The organism is Olleya sediminilitoris (genome assembly GCF_016785945.1).
GTDB classification, from domain to species: Bacteria; Bacteroidota; Bacteroidia; order Flavobacteriales; family Flavobacteriaceae; genus Olleya; species Olleya sediminilitoris.
Genome location: NZ_JAEMEF010000001.1, coordinates 315009 through 335494, shown reverse-complemented (window position 1 = coordinate 335494; position 20486 = coordinate 315009). Strand labels below are relative to the sequence as shown.

Below are 20486 nucleotides of genomic sequence, written 5' to 3'. Positions count from 1 at the left end.
ATGAAAGAAATAGATAGAATAGATAATTATATTAAAGGAGAATCACTAAATGATTCTAAGTTGGTCCTTACTATCAGAGATATTGATAACCCTGAGATTGTTTTAGAAAAAGCTAAAGAAATTATGAAAATAATTTCTCAATATGCATACACCAACACATGGCTAAATGACGAAGAATGGAAAACAACATTACCCGTTTGGTTTGTTGAAAGCATGACCTTAAAAACGAGCGAAGATAGAGATAGAGATGATAATCTTTGGCATTTTGAATCTTGGATTGAAAGCATGTATCATAGAGCATGGGAGTGGTATAGTTCAAAAACCTCGGATAGCTCTATTGAGATAACAATAAAACTATTAAATATCCCTTTTATTTTCGAGCAATTTTTATATATTTTCTATGCTCAAGGAATTCCAATGGATAAGATGAGCGATAAAGATGATATTTATGGCTTTACTCAGTACGGTTAATCTGATAACTTCTTTACATTACATAGCGCGATTAGCATTTAATTATAAGCCACAGATTTTAATTGTGGCTTTTGTATTTTAAATAAGCATACGCAAACGTTTAGAAAAGCTTGGCATACGACCCTTAAAGTTTGATGAGGCAACAGATACGTTCACTTTTTGTCCAATTAAAAGTGTTTAGTTATGTGTTTTAAAAATCAATTACAAGGAAAACGAAAAACAGGAGACGTCATTGTAAGTGACGTAACATTAGCAGAAAAAACTAAGAGATAAAGAGTTTGTTAAGTTTATAGATGACGCAACAGAGGAAGCTACTAAAAAAGCATGACTCTTGAGAAGTATTTGGATGAAATAGCAGAATTCACTAAAAGAAGAACGAAACCGAGTAAAAAACTAAACCTTAACGCAAAACCAATTGGCTCAAGAACTAAAATTTCTAAAAAAGCAGATATTCAAACAAAGACATCATTAGAAATAGAAAATGAAACAGCAGATATTCTTGCTAAAAATGGTTTTATAGTAGAGCAAAACCCTAATATTATAGGGACAACAAAAAAACCAGATTACCTAATTGAAGGTAAGGTCTTTGACTGTTATGCTCCATTTGAGAGGAATAAGAAAGCAAGAGGTATATGGTCAGAAGTAGAAGATAAAATCCTTAAAGAACAAACTAAAAGAGTAATAATAAACCTTAAAAACTGGAAAGGAGATGTTTCTATACTAAAAAAGCAATTTACTGATTGGAATATTAAAGGTTTAGAAGAGGTAATATATATTACAAAAGAAGGACAAATAAATTATTTAACATTAAAATAAATAAGACTATGGCATTAACATATAGATTAAAATTTACTAGAAAATTAGATGAAAAACCAGAACTCAAAGAACTAATAGAGAAAAATGATAATAAATCTTTTTTAATTTCTAAATTATATTCATCAACTCGAGGATATATTGAGAGTCATTTTGATAAAACATTAATTATTAAAGAACTCGGTAGCTCCTCTATCATTTCATTTGATGTAACAGATAAAGAAGTGGATCCAATAGCGTTTCGTAAATCTTTAATAGATGTGGTTCATAAAATTACCACTGAAATATATCCAGAAGAAGATTATTTCTTTGAATTTAATGGAGATATTATTCACGAAATTAGAGAGAATGGAGAAGTTAAGCTAAATGGACATTCTAGTTTTTACAATGATTTAGCTTCTCCAAGCTAGCGAGCACTTGTGATGAGTGATTTAAAAGATTAGTAAACTAACAAAAAAGCTACAGCCTAATAACTGTGGCTTTTGAGTTAAAAAAAACTAGGCATACGACCCTCTAAGTTTGATGAGGTAACAGATACTTTCACTTTTTGTCCAATTAAAAGTGTATAGTTATGTGTTTTAAAAATCAATTACAAGGAAAACGAAAAACAGGAGACGTCATGGTAGGTGATGTTGCAGTAGCAAAAAACTTAACAGAAAAACAGTATGCTGAGTTTATAGAAGAAGCAACAGAGGAAGCCTTTAAAAAAAGGCATGACTCTTGAGAAGTATTTGGATGAGTTGGTAGAGGCTAAAGGAATCATTAAATTGATTACTGACAATGTAATTCAACATGCAAAAAAAAGGAGAATTTGCTCTTCCTGGAAATCTTAAATTAAGTACATTACCTGGTAAAATGAAATCAGGAGGGCATGGACAGTCTAATTTGGATTTTTTAGTAGAAATTGGACGTGGGTATAAAATTGAGCATACATTTGAAAATGGTGTACGAATTGGTAGTGTAGATAAGCACAAACATAATATTAAAAAGATGGTCGACGGAAAAGTTGTTACAGGACAGTCTTGGTTTCCGAAACATTGGGATGATGTTAAGATAAAAAAAACATTTGAATATGTTATTGAAAAAAACACTAAAGCTTTCCAAAAATTAAAAGATGGTCCTCCTCCTTTGTTTGATGTATATGACGAAGTTAGAGTAGGTGTGTTAAAAACAAAAGGGAAACCCGCAACTATATTTCCTGACAATGCTTTACAGCCTAAAAAAAACAGTAAAAAATTTGAATCAAACCCATTTAAATAATAATATTATGAATTCATTATTGAAAAAAATTAAAGAAGATGTGCAATATATGAAAAACACGCATGTAAACGATCCAAAAACGATGGTGCTTTTAGATGAAATAGAGTTGTTGCTGGCTAAAGAGCCTCAACAAACAGTATCTGTTTTAAAAGAATTAGATTTATCATCAATTGAGTGGATTTGTTCTACTTTTGAAGCTGTATCATATAAATTGCTTAGTAAAGATTTTATAGATTGTTTAGATGAGTTATTAATAAAATTCAATCCAAATATTAATGCATTTAAAGATGAAGTTCAGGAAGCAAAAGATTGTTATTATGATAATCTATAAAGATTTTATTTAGGATTTTAACAATTGTATACTCAAGCTAGCGCTAGTCTGTGACGAGTGACGTTAAAGATTAGTAAACAAAAAAAGCTACAGTTTAATTACTGTAGCTTTTGTACTTTATAAAAGTATTTGGTTAAAATACTTACTGTTGTGTGCACTCGTTAAAAACGAGCGCCAACGAGGGAAACAAGTTCTGGATTTAAAATATTAATTGAAATCGATAAACATGGTAGCATAATGAATGCTTACCCTAAAATTTAAAAATAAAGATGAATTACAGTTTCAAAAGTAAGAAGGATTGGTTCTATATTAATTTACAAGAAGATAAATATAAAAGTCTTGAAAATTTTACAAATTATGGATGGACAGCTTATAAGGTTCAAGAAATAATAGACGGAGTTGATAAAAGTAGAACAAACAGTTTTAATAATGCTTATAAATGGGCAAATGAAGATGTTTATGTTTTAAGTTTTGAGCATGGTGTTTTCTTTACAGATTTATTAGCAGAAAGAGCTGGACAGAAAAGCGAAAAGCAAGATTTAGATCTAACCCATGATGAGTTTATAAATTTTTTAAAAGACTTTAAAAAGTTTATAGAACAGAATAGTTAATATAAACCCAAGCTAGCGCTCGACTGTGACGAGTGACGTTGAAGATTAGTAAACAAAAAAGCTACAGTTTAATTACTGTAGCTTTTGTACTTTATAAAAGTATTTGGTTAAATAGTTACTGTTGTGTGTACTCGTTACAAACGAGCGCCAACGAGGGAAACAAGTTCTGGATTTAAAATATTAATTGAAATCGATAAACATGGTAGCATAATGAATGCTTGCCCTAAAATTTAAAAATAAAAAATATGAAATATTTAAATAAAATTGTTGCACAATTAGATAAATGGGAAACAATTTATAAAGGGTGTTCTCAAAATCAAATTAAAGAAATAGAAGAAGTGTCTGGGAATAAATTACCAGAATGTTATCTAGAGTTCTTAGAAATCATGGGATTTGAAATGGATAGAAAAGCACCTGGTATGCGAGGATATTTAGTTGGCACTACGGTATTTTATCCATCCATAAAATGGTTAAATGAAACTTGGACCGAACAATTAAAAGAAGATGGCGGTTCATTCGAATTACCAGAAAATACCTTTGTGTTTTACGACCACCAAGGTTATTTAAGTGCTTTTTTTAGATTAGATGAAGGAGATAATCCTCCTGTTTATGGATATGAAGAAGGGTATGAAGGTGATTATTTTCCCAAAATAGCGGATTCTTTATCTAGTTTTTATGAACGACATTTAGAGGGAGATAAAACACTGTTCAGTGAATTAAGAAACTAAATATAAGTCACAAAAATTAAGTAAATAAAAAAAAGCTACAGTTAATAACTGTGGCTTTTGAGTTTAAAAAACTAGGCGTATGTCCCACCAAGTTTGATAAGGTAACAGATACCTTCACTTTTTGTCCAATTAAAAGTGTTTAGTTATGTGTTATCAATATAAACCAGAAGGTGTAAGAAAAACTGGAGACATCATAATAGATGATGTAGCAATAGCAAAAAATTTAACAGAAAAATAGTATGCTGAGTTTATAGAAGAAGCAACAGAGGAAGCCACTAAAAAAGGCATGACTCTTGAGAAGTATTTAGCAGAATTAACTAAAACAAGAACAAAACCGAGTAAAAGACCAAACCTTAACGCAAAACCAATTGGCTCAAGAACTAAAATTTCTAAAAAAGCAGATATTCAAACAAAGACATCATTAGAAATAGAAAATGAAACAGCAGATATTTTTGCTAAAAATGGTTTTATAGTAGAGTAAAACCCTAATATTATAGGGACAACAAAAAAAACCAGATTACCTAATTGAAGGTAAGGTCTTTAACTGTTATGCTCTATTTGAGAGGAATAAGAAAGCAAGAGGTATATGGTCAGAAGTAGAAGATAAAATCCTTAAAGAACAAACTAAAAGAGTAATAATAAACCTTAAAAACTGGAAAGGAGATGTTTCTATACTAAAAAAGCAATTTACTGATTGGAATATTAAAGGTTTAGAAGAGGTAATATATATTACAAAAGAAGGATAAATAAATTATTTAACATTAAAATAAATAAGACTATGGCATTAACATATAGATTAAAATTTACTAGAAAATTAGATGAAAAACCAGAACTCAAAGAACTAATAGAGAAAAATGATAATAAATTTTTTTTAATTTCTAAATTATATTCATCAACTCGAGGATGTATTGAGAGTCATTTTGATAAAACATTAATTATTAAAGAACTCGGTAGCTCCTCTATCATTTCATTTGATGTAATAGATAAAGAAGTGGATCCAATAGCGTTTCGTAAATCTTTAATAGATGCGGTTCATAAAATTACCACTGAAATATATCCAGAAGAAGATTATTTCTTTGAATTTAATGGAGATATTATTCACGAAATTAGAGAGAATGGAGAAGTTAAGCTAAATGGACATTCTAGTTTTTACAATGATTTAGCTTCTCTAAGTTAGCGAATACCTGTGACGAGTGACGATAAAGATTAGTAAACAAAAAAAAGCTGCAATTTAATTATTGTAGCTTTTTGTGTTTTAGACTTATGGCTAGAAAAAAACAAGCTTAGTAATAAAAATTGACAATTTTGGTTCTATGCTTAAAATTCGATCGCGCTGATTTACAATCTGTGATCACAAAAGTAAGTTATAAAAAAAGCATCATAAACGATGCTTTTTTTAATAAAACAAATTACAAAATTTAACATATTTATTCTGCAAAATGTTTGTATGTGTTTTGTAAAATGATTATATTTGTATTCGCTTTTCTAACAACGTTTACCGTTTGTTACATTCAATTCGTGTTAAGTAGAAACCCATAAACCTAGATTAATCCTATTCAGGTTAAGAATTTATAAACTAAAGTAATCTTTGGTAAGGGGTTTGGTCTGCTTAAAATAATAATTCACACATATGTGTGGTTTTTATCAAATACAAGCTTTGTTTTAATTTTAAAAGCTTCTGTTTGATAGTACAATTTTCATTATTAACTTTTTTAAATTTTATAGTTATGAGCTTAATAAATAAAGCACTGTCAGAGTATGGTGTAAAAGAAGTGATAGGTGCAAAAGACAACCAACGTATTATAAAATACTTTGATCAAATAGGTTTTAATGGCTCAAAACTTAAAGACGAAACTGCTTGGTGTAGTGCGTTTGCAAATTGGGTAGCTAAAACATCAGGTTTTGAGTGTTCTGGCAAATTAAATGCTAGAAGCTGGTTAACTGTTGGGACCTCAACCAATCAACCAAGTGTTGGAGATATTGTGGTATTGTGGAGAGAAAACCCAAAAAGCTGGAAAGGTCACGTTGGGTTTTTTATTAAACAAACCAAGTCTTATGTATATATCCTTGGAGGTAATCAAAGCAATTCGGTTTGTATAAAAGCCTATCCTAAAAGTCGTGTGTTAGACTATAAAAAACTCAAACAAAATAGTAATTAAACACATAAAAAAACATGGACAAAATTGTCAAATATACATTTTGGTTATTGACGTTATTGTCTCCTGTAAATGGTGTCATGGTAACCATGGTATTTTTAATTGTGGTCGATTTTATTACAGGATCTTACGCCTCAATAAAAAATCATATACCTATTAGAAGTTCTAGAGTTGGTCATACCGTTTCAAAGTTTTTTATTTACAACTTGGTGATATTAGCAGCATTCTTTTTAGAAAAACACATCGTAAACGAAGTACCTTTTTTAAAGATTATTGCAGGTTTTATAGCCATAGCCGAAATAAAATCCATTTTAGAAAATTTTAATAAAATCTACGGTGTTAACCCTTTTAAAGCACTTATCAACTTAATTAAGCTTACAGCCTTAAAAGAAACCATAGAGACTCTTACAGAGGACAAAAACGCTTCTAAAGAAGCAAAGAAATAACCTTAATTAGTTCCTTTTAAAAAAGGAATCACACATTTATTTAAAAGCCTAAGTCCTTCCTGTGTAATAACAGGAAGCAGGCTTTTTATATTTTAAAAATTAAAATAACACATCAATTTTTTGATTATGTCATGCTGAGCGCAGTCGAAGCATCTCTAACCAATTTTTTTTAATTGATAACAAAACACACAAAACAATGATAAATTTTTCAATAAAGACAGAACGCTTGTTATTGCTAATCATACTAGCATTAGTCGTTAGCAATTTATTTTTAAAACAATGCAGCAATTTTAAAGCACAAGATCAACCAACTGTAACCATTACAAAGGATACCATTTGGCAAACTAAAGTCGATACATTTAAAGTCCAAACCGTAAAGTATAAAACCGTTTATGTTAACAAAGAAGACACGTCTCAAATAATAGAAAACTTAACAGAAACAGAGGATGCGTCACTATTTAACCAAGCCAAAGTCTATCAAGACACACTAAGTAATGACGATATTGATATATACAGTTACAACCTTTTGGATGGTAATTTGTTGGATAGTCAATTGTCTTACAAACTAAAAGTACCAAGACAAATTACTGTAACCAAAACCATAGAGCACCCAAAAACCTTTAGAAGTGGTTTGTATGCTTTTACAGAGGTTGGAGGAAACACACAACAATTAAGCAATCTAAGCTTAGGCTTACAATACAACCGTAAAGGCAACTGGTTTGCAAGCTACAGATTAAACCTAAACCAATTACAAAGCCCAACACATAATGTTGGTGTTGGTGTTAGGGTTTTTAAATAAGGATTAAAAAAAGATAAAAATTATGAATACAACAGTATTAGAAAATCATAGAGGAATGACCAATGTACATCCTCTGGCATCGTTTCCTTTTAGAAGTAGGCCTCAACAAGATTTAAAACCCATATATTTTCCTGGAGGCGAAACTAAAAAAATAGAAGATGTTATTGTAACAACAGATGTTGGTACAGACCCAAATAGAATCCAGCATATAGCTTCTGTCAAAGCTTTTTTTGACAAAAATAAAGATGATAAATTTAGCCCTTTTGATGACGTATTTGGATATAATATAGAATTATACTTTAGTAAAGATGCTATAAAATTAGAGAAAGCATTTAAAGAAGTTGAAGCAGATGAAAAAGGAATGATCTTTTTTATCGAAGATAATACAGACGATATAAGTGCTCAATTCTGTAAAATAAAAATAGGAAGTAGAGTCAAGGATAATTTTACAGATATCTCACAACTTTACAATAGTAAATCGGTGTATGAGTATATAAATTCCTTTGTAGCTATTGATAGAGAGCTTTTCCAAGAGTTAATTATACACGGTAAATTAGAAAATGTCGCATTAGAAGCGGTTGAGTTTTTATTTACCGCAGGAAACTATCTTAATCCATTAGCTATTAGTAAGCCTATAGTTGAAGGATTAGGTACTATTTGTCATCATATAAGCAGTTTTATTGACAAAGGAAGATTAGACGATTATAGATGGAATCCAAATGCAAAAAAAATAAAAGAAGACGGTACAGAAGATACAGAGCATAAATTTGAACCCTTTCTATTTCCTTTTATTGAAGGTTATTTAGACCAGATGGATGATTCTAAAATTAATGAATACGCTATACAATCCTTTAAAGAGTTTAAAAGCGGATTTTTAGAGTATGATACATCCATACGTAGTTATATTAAAAAAACAGACTTTGGAAAACTTTTAGAAACAAACATTCCTATACCAATAGGTGTTTTTAGTTCTGTAACAGTACCTGTAGAGATTGATATTATTCCAGACAGTGCAGAAGCTTTTTTATATAGTAAATACATTCAAGTTAGTGATGCCATAATAAATAAGCTAAACGATTTAGAAACGTTTGATTTTACAGACTTAATTAAAAAAGGAATTCGTGTGGCAAATGCCTTTTTATGTGGTATTTGGAATGGTTTGATAGATGCAGTTTCAGGTATTTTTCAACTATTTGAGATGGTCTTTAAAGGTGTTGTTGCTATGGTAGATTTTACAGACAATTTTAGCACACAATTCCCAATACTAATGGAGTATATAGATAATGCAATAGACGCTATTAAAAACATAGACTTTAACCTACTCTATACCCATTTTAAAACAAAAATTAAAGATGCTACACAATCCTTTGAAACTATTGCGTATTTTAGTGGAGCGTTCATTGGCTTTATAGTTGGATTAGTTATAGAGATTGTGGGTGGTCTATTAATTTCTGGAGGCACTTTAAGTGTTGCTGCGGTTTTAGAAAAATTAGCAAGCCTATTTACTAGTGTTTTAAAAGGCATTGCCAAAGCAGGTAAAAAAGTATTTGATTTTAGCAAAAAATTAGTTATAAATACCTTTAAAGGGTTTAGAAAATTATTAGATCAACTTATCGAGTTTTTGCGTAAAGGGACAAAAGGCTTTAAGGACATGATTGATGATTTGTTTGATAAAGTAAAAAAAACTATAAAACCTAAGAAGTATGGTAAAGTTACTAGAGCCATAATAAAAAAAGAAATGCCAAAAGATTTTTTAAAGGCAATTAAAAAACTTGGGTTTAAAGAAAACGATATTTTAGATTATTTTATGAGATATCATAATGAAAATGAATTTAAGTTTTTAAATGAGATAGATGGGTTAATTACAAAATATCCAGAACTTTCTAAAACAGATATATATGCGCTTTGGAGTTATACAACTAATTTATATTATGGAAATCTAAATCGTTGGTTAAGAACAGGAAAGAATAGATTTAAAACTAAAGAAATTTCAAAAATCATAACATCAGCATTAGAAAAAATGCCCAAATATAACGGTAACGCCTTTAGAGCTTTAGAGTTTTCGGAACAATCCTTGCTATTAGATTTTTTAAAAAAGCATAAAAAAGGAAAAACAGTCAATTACAAAGAATTTGTTTCCTGTGGAAGTAACACTAAAGCGGCTTTTTTTGATAAATCAAAAAAGAATGTATTTTTAAAATTGGAAGTAAAAGGTGCTCCTATTATTTCAGATTTTGCAGATGGTATAAAAATAAGAGGATATGCAAAAGAAGAATTACTTCTTTTACAGAACAGAAAATTTAAAGTTACAAATTATAAAGAGGTTAATGGAGATCACTTTTTTGAATTAATAGAAAAATAAAAATATTATGAAATCAGATTTTGAAAAATTTACAGAAGAAAGACAAATAAGATTTAATGCTTTTTGGACAGAAGAATATCCAAAATTAAGTCGAGAAGAAAAAGTAAAATATTGGTTAGCTAGTACTCATAAAGGTATGCGTACACAAGGAGAAGCCTTTAATGACGAATATTCTGAGTTCTCAAAAGGATGGTACGAGCATGCTATTAGTGTAGAACCAGATTTTGATGAGATATTTAAAGAAGTTGTTAGCAATATTGGCTTTGAGTTTGATTGGAAAGAGTATAGTAAACGAATCCAAAGCTAGCACTTGTCTGTGACGAGTGACGTTAAAGATTGGAAAACAACAAAAGCTACAATTTAATTATTGTGGCTTTTGTATTTTATAAAAGTATTTGGTTAGATTACTTACCGTTGTGTGTACACGTCACAGACTAGCGCCAGCAAAGGGCTAGAGAATACATGAATACAATATATTATTGGAATGGAAATTCAACTATAGTAGATTTTGATTTTGATATTTCAAAAATTACCAACAAAAAACAAGAAATTAATATAGATAAAATATTAAATTTAAAATAAATGATAACAAAAGAGAAAGCAATTAAAATTGCAAAGGAATATCTTAAGAAAAAGAAAAGAAGATTTTTTAAATTAGATACAGAGATTGAAAAGGTTAGATATGTTGAAAATAATGACATTGGAACAGATGAAAAAGGTAATAGTATTATAAAAAATACACTTACTGTTTGTTATGAAGTAGAGTCTATGGACATTATATTGTATTGTATAATTATTGATGCAGATACTGGAGAGATTATAAAAACACTAGGTCCACATGGCTCTGTAGAAGATAGAGAGTAATTAGTTTTTAAAAAGCTACTGTAACAAGTAGCTTTTTTTATGCTGTATATTTAGCAAAAGGTATTTTAAAATACGGAAAGCAAGTACAAACCCAACTTAAAAACAGTGATGATGTAGTTAAAAATATTGACGAGCTAATTGAGGAGAGTAAGCGTGTTATTAATGAGTTTACGTCATCAAATATTCAAGGTAAAGGATTATATGGTGGTAAAATATTAAGTAAATCAGATATAGATACTTGGGCTAAATATTTAAAATGAAAGAACAAGAACTTATAAAAAAAGTAGAAGATTATCTTATAGATTCTAATTCTATTTTTGTCAAAAATAGTGTTGAATATATAGGAGTCAGAGAAAACTATGTAATCTCAAATGAAAGACCTAAGAATTATTACTTTCTTAGTTATCATTCAGTTGTAGATAAAAATAATATTTATAGTACAAATTCTTATTTTGTATTAATAGATAAAGTATCAGAAACGATTTGTTATATAATTGGACCGCAATCTTTAGAAAAAATTGAAGAGTAAAATTAAAAGCTACTGTAACAAGTAGCTTTTTTTATACTATATATTTAGCAAAAGGTATTTTAAAATACGGATAACAATTTAAAAATCAGAAAATTATGTATGCTATAGAACAAGCAAAAAGCAAAGTAAACGAATATATTGAGTTTTTAAACCTAATGTATAACGAAACATTTCCAGATATTGAATTTGATGTCAAAATTATAGAAAATCAAACTAAAGAATATGATTTTGGATGGGTTTTCTTTTATCAATCTTTAAATGAAGAAAGCAGACTTGGAGGTAATGGTCCTTTAATCATTGAGAAAGATAGTTTAGATATTTACGAAATGATGACAGCTATAAGTGTTGAAGAAAACATTAAATTATATTTAGAAGATAAAAACAAATTAGGGTTATTAAAAAAATCTGATTCTGGTATTTGGGATTCTGATTAATTTATAAAAAAAAAGCTACAATTTAATTATTGTAGCTTTTAAATTTTAAGTAATAGTTTCTGTAGTCAAAAACCACTAAAACAAATACAATAAACGCTTTTGGCTATCAGGTAAACCAATAATATTATTGGCGTAATCATTTTGATATACTAATTCTCCTTTCTTAATATAACCTTCGGCTTTAGGCATACAAGAAGCCCAAGCACCTGATGGTTTACAGTCTTCTAAATTTAGTTTTACAATCGTATGATTTTCAACTGTTATTACAGCAGAAGTATAACTTTTAGCTTTTTCTAAAGCTGTTTTAATAGTTTCTTTGTTTAAGTTTATTATAGCTTTCGCAGAATTTTTAGCAGTCTTTTGAAATGTTTCAATTGGATTAGCAGAGTTATCGTTTTCTAAACTTTTTACATTTGAAAGAAATGCAATTGATGAGTTATTAGTAACAGTCTTTGATTTAACTTTCGTGTTTGTTATTTCTGTTTTTGTGTCGGTTTCAACCGAAGTTTCGGTAGTTTTATTTTCGTCTTTACAACTAAATGTAATTAGTAGCAATAAAAGTATTGTAAATGATTTCATTAATTTGGTTTTTAGTTAAGTTATTCAAATATAAAGGTTTATTATTTAGATGTATTATTGATAATTTTTAGATATGAATTATTCATTTTTTTTTATAGATTTGAACCTAATAATAAACTTAATCAACAATTTAAATGAAAAAATTATTAGTATTATCTGTAGCCTCTTTATTTTTAACTACAAGTTGTGGAACAATGGGTGTAGTATCAACTCCATCTGATTACAAAACAGCAGGAAAAGAAGTAAGTGTAGTAAAAAAAGGTGTTAACATTTTTGGATTAACTCCAATGGATGTTCAAAAAGAATCAGGTAATGCTTTATCAGAATTAAATGGTAAATGTTCTAATGGAGTAACCAACATCAGAACAACAGTATCAGGTAAAGCATTTATCGTTGGGTTTGAAAAATTAGAAATTTCAGGAAACTGTAATTAATTTTTTAATTATTCGTTAGATAAAAAAAAGCTACAACTTAAGTTGTAGCTTTTTTATTTCAATTTAAAATAACACTAGTTTAAAGTATTATTAGTTTTATCTACATCTGCCATTAATTGATTTGGATCTATAGTAATAGACTTAATCATGTTTTTTGCTTTACTAATACTAAAACTGTAGTTTGGCATTGCCCAAGCCCAATCGTTTAATACTTTAGTTGTTGTTGCTACTGGTTTTTCGCCACGCATCATTTGTAATGGTATGTAAAATTGCTCTTTTGTTCCGTCTGTATATTCTACTTCAATATCTAAAGGCATTGGCATTAAACCTTTACGCTCTAAATTAACGGTTGTAATGCTGTTGTTTTCTTCAGTTGAAGCTACAGCATAGTCAATGGTGTTTGTAGTCTGTGTCCAGTCTGTTAAGTACCAGTTTAGCTCTAATCCAGAAACTTTTTCGGCAGTACGAATAATATCAATCGGTCTTGGGTGTTTAAATGCAAAGTCATCAAAATATTTTTTAAGTGTTTGCTTTAAATTTTCTTTACCAATAACATACCCTAATTGAGATAAAAACACAGACCCTTTATTGTAAGCTGTAATCCCATAAGCCATGTTAGTATCATAACGATCTGCATGTGTTGTTTGTGGTTTTTCTTTACCAGATTTTACTAAATAATAATACCCATTATAAGCTCCAGCTGCTGGATTTTTTAAGTTAGTATTATTAATAGCATCTACAGCATAGTCGCTAATGTAGCTAGTAAAACCTTCGTCCATCCACTCATGTTTAGCCTCATTAGTAGCTAATAAAAACTGAAACCAAGTATGTGCTAACTCATGTGCAGTAACACCAACTAAGCTTCCAAATTTACGTTTACCTGTAATTAAAGTACACATAGCATACTCCATACCACCATCTCCACCTTGTATTACCGAATATTGATCATATGGATATTTACCAATATTTTCAGAAAAATACTGCATTAATTGTACAGTTTTTGGTTGTAAGTCTTTCCAAAATTGTAAGTTTTCTGCAGGTAAATCTTTTTTGTAATAAAAGTTAAGCATTGGTCCATTTGGGACTTGCATAGTATCATGGATATAGTCAGGATCTGCAGCCCAAGTAAAGTCATGTACTTTTGGAGCTTTAAAACGTAATGTTTTTTTGTTTCCTTTTACTTCTGCTTCACCTTGTTGGTATCCAGTTCCACCAACTACATAATTTTTGTCTATGGTTAAGTTAACCTCAAAATCTCCCCAAACACCATGAAACTCACGTCCAATGTATGGGTGAGCATGCCATCCTTCAAAATCATATTCTGCTAATTTAGGATACCATTGCGTCATAGATAATGCAACACCTTCTGCATTATCACGACCAGAACGTCTTATTTGTTTTGGTACTTGTGCATCAAAATCCATTGTAAAAGTTACACTTTGACCAGGTTGGATTGGTTTAGCTAAAGCGACCTCTAAAACAGTTCCAACAGTTTCATGATTTATAGTCTTACCATCCTGTTTTAAACTATTTACTTTAATATATCCAATCTCGTTTGGAGCTAGTTTACTAATACGATCTCCAACACGTCTGTCTGGATCTGCAATGGTACGAGAACGTACATCCATCTCACTACCTGGTTGAAAGGCATTAAAATATAAATGGTAGTATACACGATCCAGAACATCAGGCGAGTTGTTGGTATAAACCAAAGTTTGTTTTCCTTTGTATTGATAGGTGTTAACATCCATATCAATATCCATTTTATAATCTACATGTTGTTGCCAGTATGTAGACTGTGTTTTAGTTTGATTTGCTGTAGTTGCAGTCATTGTTTTGGTGGACTTACAACCAGTAAGTATACCAAAAGCTGTAACTAAAAGAAGTAGTTTTTTCATTATAGTTTAAATTGAAATAAAAAAGCCTCAAGAGGTCTTGAGGCTTTTAAAATTAATAGTGTGTTATTTAGAAATTTGTGAAGCCATAACTAATGCGTTATAGGCATTTACAATTTTTTCTGATTTACTTAAGTTTCCAAATGGTTGTACGTTTTTAGCATCACCACCAACAATAACTTGAGAGTGTACTGCTAATCCAGAGTCTAATATAATTTGTTTTACCTGTGAAGCTTTAAGTTTTGGGTACTGAGACCAAACTAATGCAGCCACACCAGCTACAGCAGGAGATGCCATACTAGTTCCTCCCATTGCTTTATATTCGTTTTCTGGAGTGGTAGAGTATACTTCAGATCCAGGAGCAAATACATCTACATTTTTCTTTCCGTAGTTAGAAAAACCAGAGACTAATTTAGTACCATAACTTGGTGCTAAAGATCCAACTCTAATATAAGTGTTTGATACTTCAACAAAGTTGACGTTATCATCAGGGAAATTAGCTTCAACATCTACATTCTCGCTAGAGTTACCAGCTGCATGTACAAATATTACACCTTTATCACTTGCATATTTAATAGCGTCTCTTACCCATTCTGGATGCATAGAAAAGCTTTTACCAAAACTACCATTAATAACTTTAGCTCCATTGTCTACAGCATATCTAATTGCTTTAGCAATATCTTTATCATACTCGTCACCATTAGGTACAGCACGAATAGCCATGATTTTTACATTGTTAGCTACACCATTTGCACCTAGACCATTGTTACGTTCTGCAGCAATAATACCAGCTACGTGTGTCCCATGACTTTCAGATTTTTTTGTTGGCATAACATTGTTATTTCCATAACCAGGTTTGTCATTAAAATCATCTGGATTATCTCCAGTTGTACGACCTTTAAACTCTTTATTAAGATTTGCGTTTAATTGATCAGCATAATATTCTACACCACCTTTAACTTGCTCTTCTGCTTCAGTTATAGATGTTATTCCGTTACCATACATAAATTTTGCAGTAGCTACTGCAGTAGCTAATTCTGAACCTTCAGTAGGTGTTAAAGCATTAACTTCTTCTGGAGTATAATCTGCTTTTTTAAAGTGTGCAGTTAGTACTTTATTTGCACTACTAACTTGAGCATATATTTGGTCGTAACGTTGCTTACCACTTAAGGCTTGTTGGTAGTCTTCTTCTAATTTAGCATTAGCTTCAGCGTATCTTGGGATACTAGTATCTAATGTTGCAGCAATACGCGTCATTTCTAATTGCTCATCATAAGCATCACCTAAAAAGTTCCAACCATGGATATCATCTATGTATCCATTTTTGTCATCATCTATTCCGTTTCCAGCAATTTCTTTAGGGTTAGTCCAAATCACATCATCTAAATCTTCGTGTGTGATGTCTATTCCAGAATCTATGACTGCAACAATAATTTGCTGTCCTTTTTTACCTTTAATAATTTCGGCGTAAGCCTTATCAACACTCATACCAGGAATAGTATCTTTAACTAGGTCTAAGTGTCCCCAATTATGTGCTTCAGCTTCGGTTAATGGTGATTCTTTAATTGGTGTGTTGTCTATATTTTCAATAGGTGTTGATAATATTGGTGCACCACCACCACAGCTAGATAGTACTATACTAGCAAAAGCTGATAATAAAATTGGCTTATAGGTAATCTTCATTATTATAATTTGTTTGAGTTGTTAATTAAAAATATCATTACAGGTATAGGTGTCTTTAAGTCTAACGCCTTTTTCTGTATGTTGCACAGTGATAATCTCGTGATGTGCATCGTGTTCCAAAAATAAGTAATAATTGTTATCTGCTGCTAGATTCAAGAATTTTTCTTTTTCGTCTAACGTCAGTAATGGTCTTGTATCATAACCCATTACAAAGGGTAATGGTAAATGTCCAACGGTTGGTAATAAATCTGCCATAAAGCAAATGGTTTTACCTTTATAATTAATCATAGGTATCATTTGCTTATCTGTGTGTCCATTGGCATAAAAGATGTCGAAACCTAATGCTGAATTTTTTAATATATCATTTTCAGGAATATCTGTAAACTTTAATCGTCCACTTTGTTCCATTGGAAGTATGTTTTCTTCTAAAAACGAAGCGACTTCACGTCTATTAGGTTCTGTTGCCCATTTCCAATGGTCTTTATTGCTCCAAAAATGTGCATTTTTAAAAGCGGATTCTAATTTTGTACGATCTTTATTGTAATTAAAAGCACCACCACTGTGGTCAAAATGAAGATGTGTCATAAAAACATCTGTGACATCATTAGTTGAAAATCCAGCTGTGTTTAGTGATTTTTCAAGTGTATCGTCTCCATATAAATTGTAATAGCCGTAAAATTTTTCGCTTTGTTTAGTACCCATTCCTGTGTCAATCAATGTCAGACGATTGCCATCTTCTATTAGTAAACAACGTGCTGCAATGTCTATCATATTATTAGCATCTGCAGGATTAGTTCTGGTCCATAAAGATTTTGGTACAACACCAAACATGGCTCCTCCATCTAGTTTAAAATGACCAGCTTGTATTGGGTATAATTTCATGATGAATATTTAGTTAAAAAACACGACGCAAATTACTAAATATACAATAGAATTGAGGTAATATTAAGTTTTTATTAAGAAACGACTTCTTTTAACCTTTTTCCAAAATCATAAAGTGCTTTTAGCTCTTTAATACTTGCTAATCTTTGACGACCAAAAACTAATAAATCATGACCATTTGACTCAATATGATAATACGGATTGCTTTCAAAAAAGTGAGTAATTTCATCTGTAAAAAAGTGTTGGATAGCTTTGGTATCCTCTCCTAAAAGATAAAAACGATTAGAAAAGTCGGAATGGTTTTTAATAGGAATATCTTTAAAACCTGCAAAAGCATATATTTTTTCTAGAAAACCTTCTCTGTCTAGAGTAAATTCTGGAATATTTTTATTTAATTTAATATGAAGCATAGTACTACGTACGACTTCTTTAGCAATAAATTCACCTTCAGAAAATTCGATATCAAATACGTTTAAAGATTGCTCTTGATTACTAAGTTGGTTGTAAATATGATTGATTTGTTTGGTTCTGAAAAACAGGAAATTATCTAAAAATAAAGTTTGCTTTTCTTTTTGAGATTTGTAGTTTAGGTTAAAACTTACAGAGAGTTCTTCAATAGTTTTTTGACGTCTTGTTAAGCTGTTTTTAATAACATTTGGTACAGGAAGTAAACGACGTAAAGCAAATGGATGCTTAGAGTCTGTATCGTGTAAATCAAGTCCTAATACTTCAAAGTTACCACCACGTTTACTAAATAATTCTTGATAATTATTTAGGTTTTCCATAACGGTATGATCTACAAATTGGCATAACGAAAAATCTACAATAACATCTTCGTTTTCTGGAATGGCATTTAGCTTATCTTTTAATTTATAGTAGTTTAAAAAGCTACAAAAATGTTTTACACTAATGTAATAATGATCATCTTCTTGAAACATTAAAACATTTGGTTTTAACCAATTTCTAGCAAATAAAGACACACTTTTATTTAATACAACATGAATAACAAAAGTGACTAATACACCACATAAAATACCTGAAATTAATCCTATTTTTAAGGTAACTAAAAGGGTTACAAAAAATATTATAAGCTGCTCTTTACCTATTCTAAATATTTTTCTGATATTTTCTGGTGATGCTAATTTGTAACCTGTAAATACCAAGATTGCCATTAAAGCAGGTAATGGTATACGTGTCAATTGTGTGCTAAATAGGACTATAAAAATGACTAAAAACAAAGCGTGAAAAAAGTTTGAAGACCTATTTGTACCTCCATTATTAACGTTTACAGAGCTTCGTGCAATTACTGTAACCACATTAAGACCTCCTAAAAAACCGCTTCCTATAGTGGCTAAGCCTAAAGCTTTTAAGTCTCGGTTTACATTACTTCTTCTTTTTTCTGGATCTAATTTATCTACTGCTTTAATGCTAAGTAAAGACTCTATACTGGCTATTAATGTTAATGCTAAAACACTTGACCAAAACGAGAAGCTACCAATTTTGCCAAAGTTAACCGTTGGTATTTGTGAGATGATCTCTGAAAACTGAGGGATACCAGAAATCATATAATTACTAGCTATTGGATTAGCTTCGTGCGCAACAAGCTCAAAATAATAACTAAATGTAATGGATAAAATAACAATCCACATTGGAGCAGGTATAAGCTGTAGATATTTGTTTCTTATTTTGGAGTAAAATATCATTATCAAAAAACTAATAAAACCTGCTAAGGCAGCAAAAATTAGTCCTGTGTTTTCATAATGAATTGCATCGTTAAGGGTAAATGGAATTTCAAAAAGATAATCCATTGTATCTTCACGTTTTATCCTATGGGCTAACATAATATGAAATTGCTTTCCTAAAATTATCAATCCAATAGCAGCTAACATACCTTGAATAGCAGAAGATGGAAAGAAATCTGCTAGTTTTCCTAATCTTAAAAAACCTAAGATAGATAACAATATACCAGAGCATATTATTGCTGCATACGCGCTTTCTAATCCTAAAGTTGCTATGGTAACTAATAAAACGCCAACTAATCCATTACCTGGTCCAGCAATAGTTACATGGCTACCACCTAAAATAGAAACCGTAACACCACCAATTACTGCAGCAATAACACCAGCAATTGGTGGTGCATCACTAGCCATAGCTAATCCTAAACCTAAGGGTAAAGCAATAAGACTAACCACAAAACCAGAAAAAATATTTTTTGGTAATGCATTTAAAAAAGTCTTTATGTTATTTTGTTTTGGGCTCATTGAATAATTAGGACGTCTGTTGGAAGTTCGGTTAAAATATGTTCTATATCATGCGGAAATAATCGGTCCCAAAAGGTCATTTTTGTTGGTGCATTCATGACTAATAAATCTGCTCTAGAGATTTGTGCATAATGACCAATAGAGTAGCCTTGAGTCCCAAATATTGGCTGAGATTTTACGGTAATATTTGAGGTGTATTCTTGCGGTAAATCTTCAATAATATGATTAACCCTAGAGTTTTCACGTTGTCTAAGACGTTGTTTGATAATGTTAGCATGTCTTAAAGATTTATCATCGTCTACTTTTACAGCAATTTCGTTTTGTTTAATTTCTTCTACAATAGTTAATTTTTCTGCATTAAGTTTTGCACCAACATAAAAAGCAGCCTCAATGGTTTGTTGTGTTTTTGGGTCTTCAATACCATTAACCACAATATGTCTACAAGGCAATCTTTCAATTGATGGATTAATTAACAGTAGTAAACTACATTTTGCTTGTCTCGAGATTTTTCTAGCAATGGACCCAACGTAATATTTTACTAGCTTTTCGCGTTTTGCAGCGCCAATAATTAGAAGATCTATATTTTTTTCTGCGGAAGCATTTAAAATAACATCTACAGGATTACCAGATTTAAATATGACTTGATAATCTAAATTTTCGGGTTTAAAAAAATCAAGAATAGTATTAATTTTTTTTATTTTATCTTCTGACTTTGAGCCTACATGTATTAAAACTAGCTTAGCATTAAAAAATAAAGACAATCGTGCTGCTTCATAAAGATTTGCTTTTAGGTTTGGTGAAAAAGCTATACCAAGACCAATAGTTTTAAAAGGTGTAAATGACACTTGTGTAATTAAAGTTATTAATGATAAAGCGGTAAGATACTATTTTTTTAGCTTAAAAAAATAAGCTAACATGAGCTGTGGTAGGTAAAAACTAACTTTTTAC

General features: G+C 30.3%; 25 protein-coding genes and 1 pseudogene. 20 read left to right on the top strand and 6 right to left on the bottom strand.

Features of this window, described 5'->3' with window-relative positions:
• From JAO71_RS01485 to JAO71_RS01395, 19 genes and pseudogenes are all read left to right on the top strand, one after another.
• The gene (locus JAO71_RS01485; RefSeq protein ID WP_054852330.1) at window positions 1–471 is read left to right on the top strand and encodes a hypothetical protein; all 471 of its coding nucleotides are present in this window, start codon (window positions 1–3) and stop codon (window positions 469–471) included.
• A gap of 324 nt (window positions 472–795) precedes the next feature.
• A complete protein-coding gene (locus tag JAO71_RS01480) occupies window positions 796–1287 on the top strand; it encodes a CdiA C-terminal domain-containing protein (RefSeq protein ID WP_162874882.1) in 492 nt (163 codons plus the stop codon).
• 8 nt (window positions 1288–1295) lie between these two features.
• A complete protein-coding gene (locus JAO71_RS01475) occupies window positions 1296–1694 on the top strand; it encodes a hypothetical protein (RefSeq protein WP_116823764.1) in 399 nt (132 codons plus the stop codon).
• A gap of 161 nt (window positions 1695–1855) precedes the next feature.
• Complete coding sequence (locus JAO71_RS01470; protein ID WP_162874881.1) at window positions 1856–2008, top strand: hypothetical protein; 153 nt, start codon at window positions 1856–1858, stop codon at window positions 2006–2008.
• A 68-nt stretch (window positions 2009–2076) separates the two neighbouring features.
• Entirely contained in the window at window positions 2077–2544 is a 468-nt protein-coding gene (locus JAO71_RS01465; protein WP_202998514.1) for an EndoU domain-containing protein, read from the top strand.
• Window positions 2545–2551: 7 nt separating this feature from the next.
• The gene (locus JAO71_RS01460; RefSeq protein ID WP_162874880.1) at window positions 2552–2875 is read left to right on the top strand and encodes a hypothetical protein; all 324 of its coding nucleotides are present in this window, start codon (window positions 2552–2554) and stop codon (window positions 2873–2875) included.
• Between the two features lie 269 nt (window positions 2876–3144).
• Window positions 3145–3486, top strand: coding sequence for a hypothetical protein (locus tag JAO71_RS01455; protein ID WP_202998513.1), 342 nt, complete (start codon window positions 3145–3147; stop codon window positions 3484–3486).
• A gap of 245 nt (window positions 3487–3731) precedes the next feature.
• Entirely contained in the window at window positions 3732–4214 is a 483-nt protein-coding gene (locus JAO71_RS01450; protein ID WP_202998512.1) for an SMI1/KNR4 family protein, read from the top strand.
• A gap of 286 nt (window positions 4215–4500) precedes the next feature.
• Window positions 4501–4695 carry a hypothetical protein gene (locus JAO71_RS01445; RefSeq protein ID WP_202998511.1) on the top strand — a complete coding sequence of 65 codons (195 nt, stop codon included), beginning with the start codon at window positions 4501–4503 and terminating at the stop codon, window positions 4693–4695.
• A gap of 37 nt (window positions 4696–4732) precedes the next feature.
• Window positions 4733–4960, top strand: a pseudogene (locus tag JAO71_RS15970) (CdiA C-terminal domain-containing protein); the annotation flags it as partial.
• 32 nt (window positions 4961–4992) lie between these two features.
• Window positions 4993–5391 (top strand): hypothetical protein, encoded by a 399-nt coding sequence (locus tag JAO71_RS01435; RefSeq protein ID WP_028288885.1) that lies wholly within the window; start codon window positions 4993–4995, stop codon window positions 5389–5391.
• A 550-nt stretch (window positions 5392–5941) separates the two neighbouring features.
• Window positions 5942–6373: a TIGR02594 family protein gene (locus JAO71_RS01430; RefSeq protein ID WP_028288886.1), complete on the top strand. Its 432-nt coding sequence runs from the start codon at window positions 5942–5944 to the stop codon at window positions 6371–6373.
• Window positions 6374–6387: 14 nt separating this feature from the next.
• The gene (locus JAO71_RS01425; RefSeq protein ID WP_054852339.1) at window positions 6388–6816 is read left to right on the top strand and encodes a phage holin family protein; all 429 of its coding nucleotides are present in this window, start codon (window positions 6388–6390) and stop codon (window positions 6814–6816) included.
• Window positions 6817–7012: 196 nt separating this feature from the next.
• The gene (locus JAO71_RS01420; protein ID WP_215906952.1) at window positions 7013–7615 is read left to right on the top strand and encodes a hypothetical protein; all 603 of its coding nucleotides are present in this window, start codon (window positions 7013–7015) and stop codon (window positions 7613–7615) included.
• Window positions 7616–7637: 22 nt separating this feature from the next.
• The gene (locus JAO71_RS01415; protein WP_202998510.1) at window positions 7638–9977 is read left to right on the top strand and encodes a phage tail protein; all 2340 of its coding nucleotides are present in this window, start codon (window positions 7638–7640) and stop codon (window positions 9975–9977) included.
• Between the two features lie 7 nt (window positions 9978–9984).
• Entirely contained in the window at window positions 9985–10284 is a 300-nt protein-coding gene (locus tag JAO71_RS01410; protein ID WP_028288890.1) for a hypothetical protein, read from the top strand.
• Between the two features lie 275 nt (window positions 10285–10559).
• Window positions 10560–10841, top strand: coding sequence for a PepSY domain-containing protein (locus JAO71_RS01405; protein WP_054852346.1), 282 nt, complete (start codon window positions 10560–10562; stop codon window positions 10839–10841).
• A 256-nt stretch (window positions 10842–11097) separates the two neighbouring features.
• A complete protein-coding gene (locus tag JAO71_RS01400; protein WP_202998509.1) occupies window positions 11098–11370 on the top strand; it encodes a hypothetical protein in 273 nt (90 codons plus the stop codon).
• A 95-nt stretch (window positions 11371–11465) separates the two neighbouring features.
• Window positions 11466–11804, top strand: coding sequence for a hypothetical protein (locus tag JAO71_RS01395; RefSeq protein WP_202998508.1), 339 nt, complete (start codon window positions 11466–11468; stop codon window positions 11802–11804).
• A gap of 75 nt (window positions 11805–11879) precedes the next feature.
• Here JAO71_RS01395 and JAO71_RS01390 read toward each other — a convergent pair whose 3' ends face one another.
• Entirely contained in the window at window positions 11880–12383 is a 504-nt protein-coding gene (locus JAO71_RS01390) for a hypothetical protein (protein WP_202998507.1), read from the bottom strand.
• Between the two features lie 134 nt (window positions 12384–12517).
• Here JAO71_RS01390 and JAO71_RS01385 point away from each other — a divergent pair, with 134 nt between their 5' ends.
• A complete protein-coding gene (locus tag JAO71_RS01385) occupies window positions 12518–12817 on the top strand; it encodes a hypothetical protein (protein ID WP_028288896.1) in 300 nt (99 codons plus the stop codon).
• 74 nt (window positions 12818–12891) lie between these two features.
• Here the strand turns inward: JAO71_RS01385 and JAO71_RS01380 are convergent, their stop codons facing one another.
• The 5 genes from JAO71_RS01380 to JAO71_RS01360 form a co-directional block, all read right to left on the bottom strand.
• On the bottom strand, window positions 12892–14715 hold the full coding sequence (locus JAO71_RS01380; RefSeq protein ID WP_202998506.1) for a M1 family metallopeptidase: 1824 nt from the start codon (window positions 14713–14715) through the stop codon (window positions 12892–12894).
• A 63-nt stretch (window positions 14716–14778) separates the two neighbouring features.
• A complete protein-coding gene (locus JAO71_RS01375; RefSeq protein WP_116823741.1) occupies window positions 14779–16395 on the bottom strand; it encodes a S8 family peptidase in 1617 nt (538 codons plus the stop codon).
• A 21-nt stretch (window positions 16396–16416) separates the two neighbouring features.
• Window positions 16417–17277: an MBL fold metallo-hydrolase gene (locus tag JAO71_RS01370; RefSeq protein ID WP_028607233.1), complete on the bottom strand. Its 861-nt coding sequence runs from the start codon at window positions 17275–17277 to the stop codon at window positions 16417–16419.
• 74 nt (window positions 17278–17351) lie between these two features.
• The gene (locus JAO71_RS01365; RefSeq protein ID WP_202998505.1) at window positions 17352–19538 is read right to left on the bottom strand and encodes a SulP family inorganic anion transporter; all 2187 of its coding nucleotides are present in this window, start codon (window positions 19536–19538) and stop codon (window positions 17352–17354) included.
• Complete coding sequence (locus tag JAO71_RS01360) at window positions 19535–20383, bottom strand: universal stress protein (RefSeq protein ID WP_202998504.1); 849 nt, start codon at window positions 20381–20383, stop codon at window positions 19535–19537. Before JAO71_RS01360 ends, JAO71_RS01365 begins: the two co-directional genes overlap by 4 nt.
• Between the last annotated feature and the right edge of the window lie 103 nt (window positions 20384–20486).

What these genes read in the sequence shown, in the direction of transcription:
- JAO71_RS01485 (WP_054852330.1), top strand. Translation starts at nt 1, where the DNA reads ATGAAAGAAATAGATAGAATAGATAATTATATTAAAGGAGAATCACTA.
- JAO71_RS01480 (WP_162874882.1), top strand. Translation starts at nt 796, where the DNA reads ATGACTCTTGAGAAGTATTTGGATGAAATAGCAGAATTCACTAAAAGA.
- JAO71_RS01475 (WP_116823764.1), top strand. Translation starts at nt 1,296, where the DNA reads ATGGCATTAACATATAGATTAAAATTTACTAGAAAATTAGATGAAAAA.
- JAO71_RS01470 (WP_162874881.1), top strand. Translation starts at nt 1,856, where the DNA reads ATGTGTTTTAAAAATCAATTACAAGGAAAACGAAAAACAGGAGACGTC.
- JAO71_RS01465 (WP_202998514.1), top strand. Translation starts at nt 2,077, where the DNA reads ATGCAAAAAAAAGGAGAATTTGCTCTTCCTGGAAATCTTAAATTAAGT.
- JAO71_RS01460 (WP_162874880.1), top strand. Translation starts at nt 2,552, where the DNA reads ATGAATTCATTATTGAAAAAAATTAAAGAAGATGTGCAATATATGAAA.
- JAO71_RS01455 (WP_202998513.1), top strand. Translation starts at nt 3,145, where the DNA reads ATGAATTACAGTTTCAAAAGTAAGAAGGATTGGTTCTATATTAATTTA.
- JAO71_RS01450 (WP_202998512.1), top strand. Translation starts at nt 3,732, where the DNA reads ATGAAATATTTAAATAAAATTGTTGCACAATTAGATAAATGGGAAACA.
- JAO71_RS01445 (WP_202998511.1), top strand. Translation starts at nt 4,501, where the DNA reads ATGACTCTTGAGAAGTATTTAGCAGAATTAACTAAAACAAGAACAAAA.
- JAO71_RS01435 (WP_028288885.1), top strand. Translation starts at nt 4,993, where the DNA reads ATGGCATTAACATATAGATTAAAATTTACTAGAAAATTAGATGAAAAA.
- JAO71_RS01430 (WP_028288886.1), top strand. Translation starts at nt 5,942, where the DNA reads ATGAGCTTAATAAATAAAGCACTGTCAGAGTATGGTGTAAAAGAAGTG.
- JAO71_RS01425 (WP_054852339.1), top strand. Translation starts at nt 6,388, where the DNA reads ATGGACAAAATTGTCAAATATACATTTTGGTTATTGACGTTATTGTCT.
- JAO71_RS01420 (WP_215906952.1), top strand. Translation starts at nt 7,013, where the DNA reads ATGATAAATTTTTCAATAAAGACAGAACGCTTGTTATTGCTAATCATA.
- JAO71_RS01415 (WP_202998510.1), top strand. Translation starts at nt 7,638, where the DNA reads ATGAATACAACAGTATTAGAAAATCATAGAGGAATGACCAATGTACAT.
- JAO71_RS01410 (WP_028288890.1), top strand. Translation starts at nt 9,985, where the DNA reads ATGAAATCAGATTTTGAAAAATTTACAGAAGAAAGACAAATAAGATTT.
- JAO71_RS01405 (WP_054852346.1), top strand. Translation starts at nt 10,560, where the DNA reads ATGATAACAAAAGAGAAAGCAATTAAAATTGCAAAGGAATATCTTAAG.
- JAO71_RS01400 (WP_202998509.1), top strand. Translation starts at nt 11,098, where the DNA reads ATGAAAGAACAAGAACTTATAAAAAAAGTAGAAGATTATCTTATAGAT.
- JAO71_RS01395 (WP_202998508.1), top strand. Translation starts at nt 11,466, where the DNA reads ATGTATGCTATAGAACAAGCAAAAAGCAAAGTAAACGAATATATTGAG.
- JAO71_RS01390 (WP_202998507.1), bottom strand. Translation starts at nt 12,383, where the DNA reads ATGAAATCATTTACAATACTTTTATTGCTACTAATTACATTTAGTTGT.
- JAO71_RS01385 (WP_028288896.1), top strand. Translation starts at nt 12,518, where the DNA reads ATGAAAAAATTATTAGTATTATCTGTAGCCTCTTTATTTTTAACTACA.
- JAO71_RS01380 (WP_202998506.1), bottom strand. Translation starts at nt 14,715, where the DNA reads ATGAAAAAACTACTTCTTTTAGTTACAGCTTTTGGTATACTTACTGGT.
- JAO71_RS01375 (WP_116823741.1), bottom strand. Translation starts at nt 16,395, where the DNA reads ATGAAGATTACCTATAAGCCAATTTTATTATCAGCTTTTGCTAGTATA.
- JAO71_RS01370 (WP_028607233.1), bottom strand. Translation starts at nt 17,277, where the DNA reads ATGAAATTATACCCAATACAAGCTGGTCATTTTAAACTAGATGGAGGA.
- JAO71_RS01365 (WP_202998505.1), bottom strand. Translation starts at nt 19,538, where the DNA reads ATGAGCCCAAAACAAAATAACATAAAGACTTTTTTAAATGCATTACCA.